Source organism: Burkholderia sp. Ed8, assembly GCF_040761425.1.
GTDB lineage: Bacteria > Pseudomonadota > Gammaproteobacteria > Burkholderiales > Burkholderiaceae > Burkholderia > Burkholderia seminalis.
The window spans coordinates 2,622,568-2,638,507 of sequence record NZ_CP142885.1 but is presented as its reverse complement, the minus strand read 5'-3'; the positions used below and the strand labels follow the sequence as shown (position 1 = coordinate 2,638,507).

The window sequence follows — 15,940 nt, the reverse complement described above, 5'->3', positions numbered from 1 at the left end:
GGCGTCGCATCGCGACCGCCGGGGCGGCCGCTTTTGTCCGTGATTTTCTGCTGCGCGCCGTCCGGTGCGGCCGAAATACCGCAATACCCATATCAAAAACCAAAGCTAAAAACGAGGGAAAGCATGAACCTTGCGCGTTCGAAAAAAGCCGGTGAGCCGTTTCCGAGACTGCTGTTGCCCACGGGCGTTTTCCTGGCATTGTCCGGCGCGGGTATCGTGCCTGCCCATGCGGTCTGCAGCACGGCGGGCACGACGGTGACCTGCTCCGGCGTCGCGAATCCGCTGGCGCCCAGTTATGCGAACAGCGCGAACAACCTGCACGCGACGGTCAACCCGGGCGCGAGCGTGGGCGTGCTGCTCGGCGTCGGCGGTACCGCGTTGTCGCTGACGGGCAACAACAACACGCTGACCAACAACGGCACGATCGACCCGTCCGCGCTCGGTTCGGGGCTCGGCGTGCTGTCGAGCGGCGCGGTGGTCGGCAATGCGTCCGCGAGCAACACGACCGTCACCAACAACGGCACGATGAACGGCACGACCGGCGTGGCGATCAGCGGCGTGACGGGCATGGCGCTGTCGGTCCAGAACGGCACGGGCGGGACGTCGACCATCACGAACACCGGCACGATCGGGTCCAATCCGCTGGTCGGCGCGACCCTCTCCGGCGCGGATGCGCCCGTGGTCGCCGCGTACGGCGGCGGCACGGTCAACATGTCGAACAGCGGCACGATCAACGGCCGCGTGTCGCTCGGCACGAACGGCACTCCCGGGCAGGGCAACACGTTTACCAACTCGGGCACGATCAACGGCGGCGTGTCGATGGGCGCGAACAGCAACAATACGTTCAATGCCGTGACGGGCTCGTCGGTCAACACGGCGGGCGGCACCGGCGGCGCGTTCAACATCACCGTCGGCCCGGTCACGATCGGCGTCGCGGCGACGGGTGTCGTCGATGGCGGCGCGGGCGGCAACAACACGCTCAACCTGCAGCAGGGCACCAGCGCGAACGGCACGATCGCGGCCAACAACTACATCAACTTCAATCACCTGAACGTCCAGAACGGCAACTGGACGATCAACGGCGCGTCGACCGCGCAGGACGCGACGCTGGCGGGCGGCGTCGCGATCATCAACAACAATGGATCGCTCGGCACCGGTAACGTCACGGCCACCGGCGGCGCGCTGCAGGCAGGTGCGGCGGGGCTCGACGTCTCCAACAACGTGACGCTCGGTGCGGGCGGGCTGACGGTGCAGGGCGCGACCGGGCTCGCGCTGTCGGGCACGGTGTCGGGTGCCGGCGCGCTGACGAAGAACGATGGCGGCACGCTGACGCTGTCGGGCGCGAACACCTATGCGGGCGGCACGAACCTGAACGCCGGCGGCCTGGTGCTCGGCAACAACGCGGCGCTCGGCACGGGCGCGCTGAACGTCAACGCATCGGCGTCGCTCGACACGAGCGCGAACGTGACGCTCGGCAATACGGTGAATCTCGCCAACGGTGCGGCGCTGACGGTCGGCGGCAGCAACGATCTCGGGCTGGCCGGCGCGATCAACGGAAACGGCAGCCTCGTGAAGAACGGCGCGGCGACCACGACGCTGACCGGCGTGAACACGTACACGGGCGACACGACCATCAACGGCGGCACGCTTGCGCTGAGCGGCGCCGGCAGCCTGGCGTCGACCGGGACGGTCAACCTGACCGGGGCGGGCGCGGCGCTCGACGTGAGCGGCGCCTCGGGCGCGCGGACGATCGGCGCGCTGGCGGGGGCGGCCGGGACGAGCGTGAACCTCGGCGGCAATTCGCTGACGCTCAACGGCAGCATCAATGCAACCTATGCCGGCACGATCGGCGGTGCGGGCAGCGTGACGCTGTCGGGTACGGGCACGCAATCGCTGACGGGCACGAACGTGTACACGGGCGGCACCAACCTGAACGGCGGCAACGTTGTCGTCGGCAGCAATACGGCGCTCGGCAGCGGTGCGGTGAACGTGAACGGCTCGTCGTCGCTCGATGCGACCGCCAGCGTGTCGCTGGCGAACGGCGTCAACATCGCGACGGGCACCACGCTGACGCTCGGCGGCAGCACGTCGCTCGGTCTGGGCGGCACGATTTCGGGCGGCGGCGGTCTCGTGAAGAACGGTGCGGCGACCACGACGCTTTCCGGCGCGAACACCTACACGGGCGGCACGACGCTGAACGCCGGCGGCCTGGTGCTCGGCAACAACACGGCGCTCGGCACGGGTGCGCTGAGCGTCGGCGGCGCGGCGACGCTCGACACGAATGCGAACCTGTCGGTGGCCAACGCGATCGATCTCGGCACGGGTGCGACGCTGACGCTTGGCGGCAGCAATGCGCTCGGGCTGAGCGGCGCGATTTCCGGCACGGGGGCGCTCGTGAAGGACGGTGCGGCGACGACGACCCTGACCGGCGCGAATACCTATACGGGCGGCACGACGATCAACGCCGGCACGCTGGCGATCGGCGCGGGCGGCAGCCTGTCGTCGACGGGCGCGGTGAACCTGGTCAATCCGGGCGCCACGCTCGACATCAGCGCGGGCGGTGCACAGTCGATCGGCGCACTGTCGGGCGGCGTCGGCACGAGCGTGAGTCTCGGCGGCAGTGCGCTGACGCTGGGCGGCACCGCCAGCGGCACGTTCGGCGGCGTGATCGGCGGCACCGGCAGTCTGACGCTGTCGGGCACCGGCACGCAGACGCTGAACGGCGCGAATGCATACTCCGGCGGCACGAACCTGAACAGCGGCAGCCTCGTCCTCGGCAACAACGGGGCGCTCGGCTCCGGCACGCTGAATGTCGGCGGTGCGGCGACGCTCGACACGAACGCGAGCCTGTCGGTCGGCAACGCTGTCAACCTCGGCGCGGGCGCGGCACTCACGCTGGGCGGCAGCAACACCCTCACGCTGGGCGGCGCGATTTCCGGTGCGGGCGGCCTCGTGAAGAACGGCGCGGCGACCACGACGCTGACCGGCGCGAACACGTACACGGGCGGCACGACGATCAATGCCGGCACGCTGGCGGTCGGTGCGGGCGGCAGTCTCGCATCGACCGGCGCGATGAACCTCGCGAATGCCGGCGCGACGCTGGACTTGAGCGCCGCGACGGGCGGGCAGACGCTCGGCGCGCTGTCGGGTGTCACGGGAACGAACCTCAATCTCGGCGGCAACGCGCTGACGCTGGGCGGCACCGCGAGCGGCACGTTCAGCGGCGCGATCGGCGGCACCGGCAGCCTGACGCTCGCCGGCACCGGTACGCAGACGCTGAACGGCGCGAGCACCTATTCGGGCGGCACGAACCTCGACAGCGGCGGCCTGGTGCTCGGCAACAACACGGCGCTCGGCACGGGCGCGCTGAGCGTTGGCGGCGCGGCGACGCTCGACACGAATGCGAACCTGTCGGTGGCCAACACGATCGATCTCGGCACGGGTGCGACGCTGACGCTTGGCGGCAGCAATGCGCTCGGGCTGAGCGGCACGATTTCCGGCGCGGGTGCGCTCGTGAAGGACGGTGCGGCGACGACGACCCTGACCGGCGCGAACACCTATACGGGCGGCACGACGATCAACGCCGGCACGTTGGCGGTGGGCGCGGGCGGCAGCCTCGCGTCGGCCGGCGCGATGAACCTCGCGGGTGCCGGCGCGACGCTCGATCTGAGCGCCGCGACGGGCGCGCAAACGCTCGGCGCACTGTCGGGCGTCGCGGGGACCCACCTCAACCTCGGCGGTAACGCGCTGACGCTGGGCGGCACCGCCAGCGGCACGTTCGGCGGCGTGATCGGCGGCACGGGCGGCGTGACGCTGTCCGGCACCGGCACGCAGACGTTGACGGGCGCAAACACCTACACGGGCGGCACGACCATCAACGGCGGCAGCACACTCGCACTCGGGGCGGGCGGCAGCCTGGCGTCGACCGGCACGGTGAATCTGGCCAGCGCGGGCGCGACGTTCAACCTGGGCGGCGCGACGGGCGCGCAGACGATCGGCGCATTGACCGGTGCGGCCGGCACGAACGTGAACCTGGGCGGCAACGGGTTGACGCTGAGCGGGGCGGGCAACCACACGTTCGGCGGCGCGATCGGCGGCACCGGCGGCCTGACGCTGGCCGGCGCGGGCACGCAAACGCTGACGGGTGCGAACACGTACACGGGCGGCACGACGATCGGCGGCGGCAGCACGCTCGCACTCGGCGCGGGCGGCAGCCTCGCGGCGACGGGGGGCGTGAATCTTGCAGCCCCGGGTGCGACGTTCGATGTGAGCGGTGCGACGGGCGCGCAGACGATCGGCGCGCTGACCGGCGCGGTCGGCACGAACGTGAGCCTCGGCGGAAATGCGCTGACGCTGAACGGCAGCGGCAACAACACGTTCGGCGGTGCGATCGGCGGCACCGGCAGCGTGACCTTCGCCGGCTCCGGCACGCAAACGCTGACGGGGGCGAACACGTACACGGGCGGCACGACGATCGACGGCGGCAGCACGCTCGCACTCGGCGCGGGCGGCAGCCTCGCGGCGGGCAGCACGGTGAATCTCGCGGGCACGGGGGCCGCGTTCGACGTGAGCGGCGCGACGGGCGCACAAACGCTCGGGGCGCTGACCGGCACGACCGGCACGAACGTGAATCTCGGCGGGAATGCGCTGACGCTGAACGGCAGCGGCAACAGCACGTTCGGCGGTGCGATCGGCGGCACGGGCGGCGTGACGCTCGCGGGCACCGGCACACAGACGCTGACGGGCGCGAACACGTACACGGGCGGCACGACCATCAACGGCGGCAGCACACTCGCACTCGGCGCAGGCGGCAGTCTCGCGGCAACGGGGGCCGTGAACCTCGCGGGCACGGGTGCGACGTTCAATCTGAGCGGCGCATCGGGCGCGCAGATGGTTGGTCCGCTCACCGGTGTGGCCGGCACCATCGTGAGTCTCGGCGCGAATGCGCTGACGCTGAACGGCAGCGGCAACAACACGTTTGGCGGCACGATCGGCGGGACGGGCGGCGTGACGTTCGCCGGTACCGGTACGCAGACGCTGACGGGGGCGAACACGTATACGGGCGGCACGACGATCAACGGCGGCAGCACGCTGGCGCTGGCGGCGGGCGGCAGTCTCGCATCGGGCAGTGCGGTGAATCTCGCGGGTACGGGGGCCACGTTCGACGTGAGCGGCGCGACGGGCGCACAAACGCTCGGGGCGCTGACCGGTACGACCGGCACGAACGTGAGTCTCGGCGCGAATGCGCTGACGCTGAACGGCAGCGGCAACAACACGTTTGGCGGCACGATCGGCGGCACGGGCGGCGTGACGCTGGCCGGGACGGGCACGCAGACGCTGACGGGCGCGAACACGTACACCGGTGGCACGACGATCAACGGCGGCAGCACGCTGGCGCTGGGGGCGGGCGGCAGTCTCGCATCGACCGGCGCGGTCAACCTCGCCGGCACGGGCGCGACGTTCAACCTGAGCGGCGCATCGGGCGCGCAGACGATCGGCTCGCTGGCCGGTGCAACTGGCACGAACGTGACGCTCGGCGCGAACGCGCTGACGCTGAACGGCAGCGGCAACAGCACGTTCGGCGGCGCGATCGGCGGCACGGGCAGCGTGACGCTGGCCGGGACGGGCACGCAGACGCTGACGGGCGCGAACACGTACACCGGTGGCACGACGATCAACGGCGGCAGCACGCTGGCGCTCGGCACGGGCGGCAGCCTCGCATCGACCGGCTCGGTGAATCTGGCAGGCACCGGCGCGACGTTCAACCTGAGCGGCGCGTCGGGCGCGCAGACGATCGGCACGTTGACCGGCGCGGCCGGCACGAACGTGAGCCTCGGCGCGAACGCGCTGACGTTGAACGGCAGCGGCAACGGCACGTTCGGCGGCGTGATCGGCGGCACGGGCGGCCTGACGCTCGCGGGCACCGGCACACAGACGTTGACGGGCGCGAACACCTACACGGGTGGCACGACGATCAACGGCGGCAGCACGTTGGCGCTGGGTGCGGGCGGCAGTCTCGCATCGGGCAGCACGGTGAATCTCGCGGGCGCAGGTGCAACGTTCAACCTGAGCGGCGCATCGGGCGCGCAGACGATTGGCGCGCTGACCGGCGCGGCCGGCACGAACGTGACGCTCGGCGCGAATGCGCTGACGCTGAACGGCGGCGGCAACAACACGTTCGGCGGTGCGATCGGCGGCACGGGCGGCGTGACCTTCGCCGGCACCGGCACACAGACGCTGACGGGCGCGAACACCTACACGGGCGGCACGACGATCAACGGCGGCAGCACGCTGACGCTCGGCGCGGGCGGCAGTCTCGCATCGACCGGTGCGGTGAATCTCGCCGGCGCGGGTGCGACGTTCGACGCGAGCGGCGCGACAGGCGCGCAGACGATCGGCACGCTGACCGGCGCGGCCGGCACGAACGTGACGCTCGGCACGAATGCGCTGACACTGAACGGCGGCGCGAGCGGCACGTTCGGCGGGACCATCGGCGGCGCAGGCGGCGTGACGGTGGCCGGTGCGGGCACGCAGACGCTGACGGGCGCGAACACGTACACCGGTGGCACGACGATCAACGCAGGCAGCACACTCGCACTCGGTGCGGGCGGCAGCCTCGCATCGACGGGCGCGGTGAATCTCGCCGGCGCGGGTGCGACGTTCGACGCGAGCGGCGCATCGGGCGCGCAGACGGTCGGCGCGCTGTCGGGCGCGGCCGGCACGAACGTGAACCTCGGCAGCAACGCGCTGACGTTGAACGGCAGCGGCAACAGCACGTTCGGCGGCACGATCGGCGGCTCGGGCGGCGTGACGGTGGCGAGCGGCACGCAGGTGCTGACCGGCGGCAACACGTACACGGGCGGCACCACGATCGCGGCCGGCGGCACGCTGCAGCTCGGCAACGGCGGCACGTCGGGCAGCGTGGCCGGCAACGTCGTCGACAACGGGGCGCTGGTCGTCAATCAATCCGGCAACGTGACGATCGCGAGCGTGCTGTCCGGCACCGGTTCGCTGACGCAGGCCGGCAGCGGGCAACTGACGCTGACGGGCACGAACACGCTGAGCGGCCCGACCACGGTCAGCGCGGGCACGCTTGCCGTCAACGGTTCGCTCGGCCAGTCGAACGTCACCGTGCAGAGCGGCGCGACGCTGACGGGCACTGGCACGGTCGGCGGCCTCGTGGTGCAGGGCGGCGCGACGGCGGCCGCCTCGCAGCCGGGCGCGGCGCTGAACGTGGGCGGCAACGTCACGTTCCAGCCGGGTTCGACGTTCCAGGTCGCGGCGGCGCCGCAGCAAAGCGGCAGCCTCGCGGCGGGCGGCACGGCGACGCTGAACGGCGGCACCGTGCAGGTGATCGCGAACCAGAGCGGCTACCAGCCGAGCACGACCTACACGATCCTCACGGCGGCGTCGGGCGTGCAGGGCACCTTCAGCCAGGTGAGCGCGAACTACGCGTTCCTGATGCCGACGCTCAGCTACGATCCGGGCCATGTGTACCTGCGGCTCGTCGAGAACGGCACGTCGCTGCCCGACGTCGCGACGACGCCGAACCAGCGTTCGGTCGCGGCCGCGCTCGGCGGGCTCGGGGCCGGCAACCCGCTGTACGACGCGGTGCTGACGACCGACGCGCCCACCGCGCGGCGCGCGTACGGGCTGCTCGACGGCGAACTGCAGGCGAGCCTGAAGAGCATGCTGCTGCTCGACAGCCGTTATGTGCGCGACGCGGTGACCGATCGTGTCCGCCAGGGCCTCGCGCCCGGGGCGGGGCCGCTTGCCGCGCTGTCGTCGGGCGGCGCCGCGCTGTGCGGCGACAACACGGCCGGCGCGGTCGACCCGATGCTGCCGCCGGAACGCCGGATCGGTTCGCGCGAGGGCTGCTACGGCGGCACGCCTTATCAGCCGGTCGTCTGGGGGCAGGCATTCGGCGGCCGCAGCCGGCTCACCGGCGACGGCAACGCGTCGACGATCAACCGCAGCATGACGGGCTTCATCGCCGGCGCCGACATGGCACTCAACGACAAGTGGCGTGCGGGCCTGGCGGCAGGCGTCACGCACAGCTCGCTCGACAACGACCAGAGCTCGTCGGCGGCCGTGAACAGCTACTACCTGTCGCTGTATGGCGGCGCGCAGTACGGCGCGCTCGGCGTGCGCGGCGGCGCGTCGTACACGTGGTACCGGATCAACAGCGACCGTTATCCCGGCTTCGCGGGTTTCTCGGATCACGACTCGGCCGGCTACAACGCGAATTCGGCGCAGGTGTTCGGCGAAGTCGGCTACGCGCTGCCGGTCGGGCCCGTCGCGATCGAACCGTTCGCGGGCCTCGCGTATGTGAACCTGCATACCGACGGCTATACGGAAACCGGGGGCGCGTCCGCATTGCGCGCCGGCGGCGAGACGACCCACGTCGGCTTCTCGACGCTCGGCCTGCGCGCGGCGTCGCAACTCGGCGCGATCGGGAGCGGCACGTTCACCGCGCGCGGGACGGTCGGCTGGCGCCACGCGTTCGGCAACGTGCGGCCGTCGTCGGCGTTCACGTTCGCGAATGGCGGCACGTCGTTCCAGGTGTCGGGCGTGCCGATCGCGCGCGACAGCGCGGTGCTCGAAGCCGGCATCGACGCGAACATCACGAAGCGCCTGACGCTCGGCCTCACGTACAGCGGCCAGTATGGCAGCGGCGTGCGCGACAACGCGATCCTCGGCAACATCCTGTGGAAGTTCTGACCGGCAACTGACGTGCCCGTACGCGGCGCCCGCGACGACGGCAACGTCGCGGGCGCCGCGGCCGTTTCGTCGCTGCGCACGTGCCCCGTTCTGGCCTATCCTGTGCGAAACACGCGACGCGCGCCGCGCGTTGCGCCTCGACACAGGAGCATCGATGCCGAATCACGCCGAAGCCACGACGACGCAGGCGCCGCAAGTCGCGCCCGTCGCCCCGACCGCCGCGTCGGGCCCCGCCTTCATCGCGCCCGAAGCCGATCCGCAGGCGCTCGCGCGCAACAACCAGTACGTGCTGAAATCCGGCGACGCGTTCGTGGTGAGCGACGCGCTCGGCGACATCGGCGGGCATGACGACGGCCTGTTCGTCGACGACATGCGCGTGCTGTCGACGTGGCGCCTGACGTTCGGCGGCCGCGCGCCGTCGCTGCTGTCGGGCGCGACGAGCGCCGACAACGCGTCGTTCACCGCGCACCTGACGAACCGCCCGCTGCCGCCGCTCGGCGGCCACGAGACGCCCGAGGGCGTGATCCATATCGAGCGGATGCGCGTGCTCGCGGGCGACGTGCTTTACGAAGCGCTGACGCTGACGAACTACGGCGCGAGCGAGGCCGAGGTGCCGCTGTCGCTGTCGTTCGCGGCCGATTTCAAGGACATGTTCGAGGTGCGCGGCACGCAGCGCCCGAAGCGCGGCACGGTCGTTGCTCCGCGCGTCGATGCCGGCGCGGTGCGGCTGCGCTACGACGGCCTCGACCGCGTCGAGCGCAACGTGACCGTGCATTTCTCGCCGGCGCCCGACGCGCTGTCGGTCGATCGTGCCGACTACACGCTGACGATCGCCGCGCAGGCCTGCGTGTCGATCTACCTGACCGTCGATGCGACGCTCGGCCCGGCGCACGGCGAAGGGCCCGGGTGCGGCCGCGTCGCGCTGCGCACCGCGCTCGTCGGCGTGCATCGCGAGATGCGTGCGCGGCGCGAGTCGATGGCGCGCGTGAACACCGGCAATCCGCTGTTCGACGCGTGGCTCGATCGTTCGCTCGCGGATCTCGGGCTGCTGACGACGCAGCTCGATACGGGGCCCTACCCGTATGCGGGCATTCCGTGGTTCTCGACGCCGTTCGGCCGCGACGCGGTGATCACGTCGTTGCAGATGCTGTGGCTGCAGCCGTCGCTCGCGCGCGGCGTGCTGCGTTTTCTTGCCGAGCACCAGGCGCGTGAAACCTCCGCCTTCCGCGACGCGGAGCCCGGCAAGATCATGCACGAGTTCCGCCGCAGCGAGATGGCCGCGACGGGCGAAGTGCCGTTCGCGCTGTACTACGGCGGTGTCGACACGACGCCGCTGTTCATCGTGCTGGCCGGCGCCTATGTCGAACGCACCGGCGACGATGCGCTGATCGACGAGCTGTGGCCCGCGCTCGAGCGCGCCGCGCAATGGGTGATCGACAAGTGCGACCGCAATCCCTACGGACTGCTCGATTACCAGCGCACGTCGGAGCGCGGCCTCGCGAACCAGGGCTGGAAGGACAGCCACGATTCGGTGTTCCATGCGGACGGCCGTTTTCCCGACGGGCCGATCGCGCTCGTCGAAGTGCAGGCCTATGCGTGCGCGGCGCTCGATGCGATGTCGGCGTGCTCGCACCGGCGCGGCCACGCGGCCGACGCGACGCGCTACGCGTTGCGCGCGAAGGCGCTGCGCGACCAGGTCGACGCGTTGTTCTGGATGCCCGAGGGCCATTTCTACGGGATCGCGCTCGACGGCCATGGCGACCTGTGCCGCGTGTTCGCGTCGAACGCGGGGCACCTGCTCGCGTTCGGGCTGCCCGATGCCGAGCGCGGCGCGGCGATGGCCGGCGTGCTCGGCTCGACGCTGTTCCAGACGGGGTGGGGCATCCGCACGCTCGCGGCCGGGCAGCCGCGTTTCAACCCGATGGCCTATCACAACGGGTCGGTATGGCCGCACGACAATGCGCTCATCGCGCGCGGCCTGGCGCGCTACGGCGACAAGACGGCCGCGGTGAACCTGTTGCGCGCGCTGTTCGAGGCGGCGGTGAGCTTCGAGATGCGCTTGCCGGAGCTGTTCTGCGGGTTCCCGCGCCGGCGCGGCGAACCGCCGACCGCGTATCCGGTGGCCTGCCTGCCGCAGGCATGGGCGGCCGGTGCGCCATTCATGATGCTGCAGGCGTGCCTCGGTGTGAGCATCGACGCGACGCGCCACGAGGTGCGCGTCGAGCGTCCGGCGCTGCCGGAGGGCGTCGACTGGCTGCGGATCGACGCACTGCGCGTCGGCGACGAAACCGTGTCGTTGACGTTCCGCCGTGTCGACGGCCAGGTCGTCGCGGCGGCGGAGCAGCCGGGGCGGGTGAAGGTGGTCGCGGTGCTGTAGCGCCGTGCTGCACGAACGTTGCGCGATGTCGCGCCACGTTCGTGCGCAGCGGCATAGAATCGTGACATGACCCTTGAACGATGGAGGAGGTAGACGATGACGACCGACAACCGGCCCGACGACGGCGAGCACAAGCTCGAAAACCTGGAGGCGGCGGTCGACCACCTGCACAAGTCGATCGAATCGCAGAGCATCGCGGTCGGCGCGGCGAAGGGCATCCTGTTCAGCCTGATCGAAACGCTCGGCGCGCTGATCGGCGATCCCGACCTGCCCGAGCATGCGCGTTCGGGTTACGAAGCGTTGCGCGACAAGGCCAGCGAATTGCGCGGCGGGCTCGACCGGCATTGATCCACGGCGTGCGCCGACGCGAGCCGCACGGGCCGCGCCGGCGCTGCCCGATTCTGCGGATGAAGCACAAAACCCCGTGCGCTCAATGAGTTAGGCGCCCGATGCGCAGGATATCCACAAGCTTGCCAACACAATCTGTGGAGAACCGGCCGGCCTTCGGCCGCACGTGCGCTGCGCTCCCGATGTGTGCCCGGGAGGCCGTTCGAATGATGGTGCGGTGCCACACCATTGACCGGTCAAGGTCCTGATATCGAATCCCCTTGTGTATCAAGATGTTACGCGCCGGATCCGGCGGATATCCACAGGCTTGCCAACAAATTCTGTGGACAACTTGCCATCGATTGCGTCGCATGGGTTGAGTATCGGGCCCGAATGCGGCATGCGCGCGAGGCGCGTGCACAAAGGCTGCCCGATGTGTGGGTCGGAACGCAAATTCGTGCGCGATCAAGGGCTTAGGTCCCGGGTGCCCAGGATATCCACATCCTTGCCAACACTTTCTGTGGACAAGGGCGGTTGCGTTACGCGTCCGGTGTCGTGTCGGCCGCCTCGGCCACGATCCAGTCGCGAAAGAGCGTCATCGCGGGCGTCAGCGGTTTCGATTTCAGCGACGTGAGCCAGTAACCGCCCGCGCACACGTCGATGTCGAGCGGTCGCGCGAGCAGGCCGAGCTGCAGTTCGCGTGCAAACATGCAGGCCGGCGCGAGTGCGATGCCCGCACCCTGCATCGCGGCCTCGACCATCAGCCGCGATGAATCGAACACGGGCCCGTTGACCGTCCACGGCTCGAGCTGCGCGGCGTCGAACCAGCCGTGCCATTCGTCGGTGCGGTACGAGCGCAGCAGCGTTTCGTTCGCGAGATCGGCCGGCCGCGCGAGGCGCCGCGCGATCTCCGGCGCGCACAACGCGGTGAGCGGCGCATCGAGCAGCCGTTCGTTGCGCGTCGCCGGCCAGTTGCCTTCGCCGAAGCGGATCGCGAAATCGAGGCCCTCGGCGGCGAGATCGACGACGTTGTTGTTGGTGCGCAGCCGCAGTTCGACGAACGGATGCGTGTCGCCGAACTGCTTCAGTCGCGGCATTAGCCAGCCTAGGGCAAAGGTGCCGACGACGCCGAGTGTCAGTACCTCGCGGAAGCGCCCGCCGTCGAACTGCTTGAGCACCGTCTCGATGCGGCTGAACGCATCGCTCAGCACGGGCAGCAACGCCCGCCCTTCGTCGGTGAGCCCGAGGCCCCGCGGCAGCCGCGTGAACAGCGTGCAGCCGAGCCGCTCCTCGAGCGAGCGCACCTGCTGGCTGACCGCGGCCTGGGTCACGCTCAGCTCGAGGCCGGCGCGCGTGAAGTTCAGGTGGCGCGCCGACGATTCGAACGCGCGCAACGCATTGAGCGGAAGATGAGGGCGGAGCTTAGTCATAAGAATTTCTTTTGTCAGCGCTCAATTATCGTTGCTTGTCGGCTAACCGTAAAGTCTCGATAGTGCTGTCTCGGCGCCGCCGTTTCAACCTCGATTCGCCGCCATTCCACTCCGAGACAACCGACATGACCTACTCATCGAAACGTCGAACCCTGTTGCTGGCCGCCGCGACGGCGCCGCTCGTCCTCACCGTCACCGCGTGCGCGTCGCGGCAGGCCGCGAAGGCGGACGCGGCCGATCCGGCAGCGGTGGCCGCGGCGGCGCTGGCCGATCTCGAGCGCGACGCAGGCGGCCGTCTCGGCGTGTGCGCGATCGACACCGCGAGCGGCCGGGTCATCGCGCATCGCCCGGACGAGCGTTTCCCGTTCTGCAGCACCTTCAAGGCGATGCTGAGCGCGGCGGTGCTCGCGCAGAGCGTCGATCGCCCGGGTTGGCTGCAGCAGCGCGTGACGTACACGAAGGCCGATCTCGTCAACTATTCGCCGGTGTCCGGGAAGCATGTCGGTTCGGGCATGACGGTTGCCGCGCTGTGCGAGGCCGCGATCCAGTACAGCGACAACTCGGCCGCGAACCTGCTGATGAAGCTGATCGGCGGCCCGTCCGCCGTGACCGCGTTCGCGCGCTCGATCGGCGACGACACGTTCCGGCTCGATCGATGGGAGACCGAACTGAATACCGCGCTGCCGGGCGACCCGCGCGACACGACGACGCCCGCCGCGATGGCGGCGAGCATGCGCGTGCTCACACTCGGCGACGCGCTGCCGGCCGCGCAGCGTGCGCAGCTCGTCGCGTGGCTGCGCGGCAACAAGGTTGGCGACAAGCGGATCCGCGCAGGCGTGCCGGCAGGGTGGACGGTCGGCGACAAGACGGGCACCGGCGACTACGGGACGACGAACGATGCCGGCGTCATCTGGCCGGCGTCGGGCGCGCCCATCGTGCTGGTCGTGTACTACACGCAGGCGCAAGCCGATGCGCGGGCGAAGGACGGCGTGATCGCGTCGGTCGCGCAAATCGTGGCGCGGACGTTCGGTTGAGTCGGGCGGCGCGGCGAGCGTGAACGCGATCCGCATGCACGCCGTGCCGCAGTCGTGACCCGCGCGACCAAACGTTGTGCGATCAACGACTTAGGTCGCGCATGCTCAGGATATCCACATGCTTGCCAACAAAAACTGTGGACAAGCCCGCGTGCGGCCGCGTTCGGCGCGGCGTGCGCGGCCGTGCCCTGTTTGAGGCGGCGCGGACAAAGTCTTTCGGATCAAGCGCTTGGCTGCGGTATGCGCAGGCTGTCCACACGCTTGCCAACACAATCTGTGGACAAGCGCGCCGGCCGGCGCCGGTGGCGACGCGTCACGCCGCGCGAGGGCACGCAACCGGCGATTTGCCGGCTGCGTGCCGCGTTTGAGGCGGCGCGGACAAAGTCTTTCGGATCAAGCGCTTGGTCGCGGTATGCGCAGGCTATCCACATGCTTGCCAACACAATCTGTGGACAAACTCGCGGGCCGTCGCCGCGATAGTCAGCGCTGCCGATCGTCGACCGCGGGCCAGCGCGCGAACGCGAATACCCACAACATGATGAAGTTCAGGACCGGGACGAACATCGTCAGGATCCACCAGCCCGAATGTCCGGTGCGCCGGACGATGCGGACGTACGGATAGACGACGATGGCGACGAGCACGAGCGAGACGAGCAACTGCCACGCGGTGAAGTGTTCCATGGTCTTCCTCGGAGTGATGGTGATGCGTCGTGGTGCGGCTCGCATGATCTTGATGCGTGACCTGCGCGGGCGTCAAGGCGCGGGTTGAGCGTAGCCGTCGTGCCGGATCGTTCGTGCACGCTTGCGCCACGCGTTGCCGCAACGGTGACCCCGCGCACGAACCTGAGGCCGATCAACGGGTTAGCGCATGCGTGCTCAGGATATCCACAAGCTTGCCAACACAATCTGTGGGTAAGTGGCCGGCACGGCAGCCGGCCGGCGTGCATGCGGCGGTCGTTGCGTGCATCGTCGTGGCGTCGTGATGCGAACTGGGGCGAAGTGGCGAGCGCGACGGCCATCGCCCGGCCCTCGTCTGCATCACGCGTGCCAAAGTCCATCGGATCAAGGGTTTAGCGTCGCGGTGCGCAGGATATCCACAAGCTTGCCAACATTTTCTGTGGAGAAGTCCGCGTTCGCGATCGGCCGGTGCGATACCGGCGGATGCCACGCGTTGCCACGTGACGCACGCGCACTTACGCGGTGCAGATACCGGCGACACCGACTTTCTGGAACAGGTGCGGGCTGGCGACGGCGGACGACGGATAGGCCGACAGCTTGGCGACGAACGCCGGATGCGTGAAGGCCGCGCGAAACGTAGCGGTCGATGCCCAGATCGCGTAGTTCAGGTAGGTCGGACTGTCGCCGAGTGCGCGATGCAACTGGGTCGAGATGAACCCCGGCTGCTGCTTCATGAATGCCGCGTCGTCCTTCCAGGCGGCGAGAAAGTCCGCTTCGTCGGCGGGTGCCAGGGTGAACACGTTGACGAGAACGACCGGCTCCGCGTCGATCGCGATCTGTTGCTGGATCGGAAAGGCCGGATCCATCGGCTTGAAGTGGGGCATGGGAATTCCTGGTGAGGTGGCGGGCTGGCGGGGTTACGCGTGGCCGTCCTGGCCGTGCGCCCGGGACATCGCCGACAGCACGCGAATGGCGGCATCGAGGTCGGCCGCACTGAAGTCGCCGGCGATGTCGCGGACATGCTGCTGCCACTGCTCGGCCACGGCCCGATAGGCCGCTTCGCCGCGCGGCGTCAGCGCATACAGAGGGGAGCGCTTGTGCGCCGGGTTGGGCAATGACAGGGCGAGCCCTTCTTCGGTCAGCACGTTGACCTGTTTCAGCACGGCTTGCCGCGTGATGCCCATTGCATCGGCAATCTGCGGGATGGTCGGCGCGTCCGGCGCCATCGAGATCGCGCCCAGCACCTGCCAGCGCGCACTGGTCAGGCCGTGCGGGCCGGAAAAGGTGTTGCCCCATTCGATCAGCAGCCCGTTCAAGCGGAATACGGACAGCGCGACGGTGGTCAATTTCTCGGATTTCGTCATATCCCGCTC

At 69.8% G+C, this 15,940-nt stretch carries 8 protein-coding genes; 4 read left to right on the top strand and 4 right to left on the bottom strand.

Annotation, left to right across the window (positions count from 1 at the left end; all coding sequences use genetic code 11):
• Positions 1-174: 174 nt before the first annotated feature.
• The 3 genes from VXM69_RS12025 (at position 175) to VXM69_RS12015 (ending at position 11,446) form a co-directional block, all read left to right on the top strand.
• Positions 175-8,721: an autotransporter-associated beta strand repeat-containing protein gene (locus tag VXM69_RS12025; protein WP_367188658.1), complete on the top strand. Its 8,547-nt coding sequence runs from the start codon at positions 175-177 to the stop codon at positions 8,719-8,721.
• A 154-nt stretch (positions 8,722-8,875) separates the two neighbouring features.
• Positions 8,876-11,098: an amylo-alpha-1,6-glucosidase gene (locus VXM69_RS12020; RefSeq protein WP_124670254.1), complete on the top strand. Its 2,223-nt coding sequence runs from the start codon at positions 8,876-8,878 to the stop codon at positions 11,096-11,098.
• Positions 11,099-11,194: 96 nt separating this feature from the next.
• On the top strand, positions 11,195-11,446 hold the full coding sequence (locus VXM69_RS12015; RefSeq protein ID WP_006482135.1) for a hypothetical protein: 252 nt from the start codon (positions 11,195-11,197) through the stop codon (positions 11,444-11,446).
• A gap of 518 nt (positions 11,447-11,964) precedes the next feature.
• Here VXM69_RS12015 and penR read toward each other — a convergent pair.
• Positions 11,965-12,855, bottom strand: coding sequence for a beta-lactamase transcriptional regulator PenR (gene penR / locus VXM69_RS12010; RefSeq protein ID WP_034189335.1), 891 nt, complete (start codon positions 12,853-12,855; stop codon positions 11,965-11,967).
• 125 nt (positions 12,856-12,980) lie between these two features.
• Between penR and blaPEN-bcc the strand changes: the two genes are divergently transcribed.
• On the top strand, positions 12,981-13,889 hold the full coding sequence (gene blaPEN-bcc, locus VXM69_RS12005; RefSeq protein ID WP_049031232.1) for a PEN family class A beta-lactamase, Bcc-type: 909 nt from the start codon (positions 12,981-12,983) through the stop codon (positions 13,887-13,889).
• A 480-nt stretch (positions 13,890-14,369) separates the two neighbouring features.
• Here blaPEN-bcc and VXM69_RS12000 read toward each other — a convergent pair whose 3' ends face one another.
• The 3 genes from VXM69_RS12000 to VXM69_RS11990 all read right to left on the bottom strand — a co-directional run bounded on the left by VXM69_RS12000 (position 14,370) and on the right by VXM69_RS11990 (position 15,931).
• Positions 14,370-14,570 (bottom strand): membrane protein, encoded by a 201-nt coding sequence (locus VXM69_RS12000; protein WP_034189337.1) that lies wholly within the window; start codon positions 14,568-14,570, stop codon positions 14,370-14,372.
• Positions 14,571-15,082: 512 nt separating this feature from the next.
• Complete coding sequence (locus VXM69_RS11995) at positions 15,083-15,451, bottom strand: antibiotic biosynthesis monooxygenase (RefSeq protein ID WP_034189338.1); 369 nt, start codon at positions 15,449-15,451, stop codon at positions 15,083-15,085.
• Positions 15,452-15,484: 33 nt separating this feature from the next.
• Positions 15,485-15,931 (bottom strand): MarR family winged helix-turn-helix transcriptional regulator, encoded by a 447-nt coding sequence (locus VXM69_RS11990; protein ID WP_124607672.1) that lies wholly within the window; start codon positions 15,929-15,931, stop codon positions 15,485-15,487.
• Positions 15,932-15,940 lie beyond the last annotated feature (9 nt).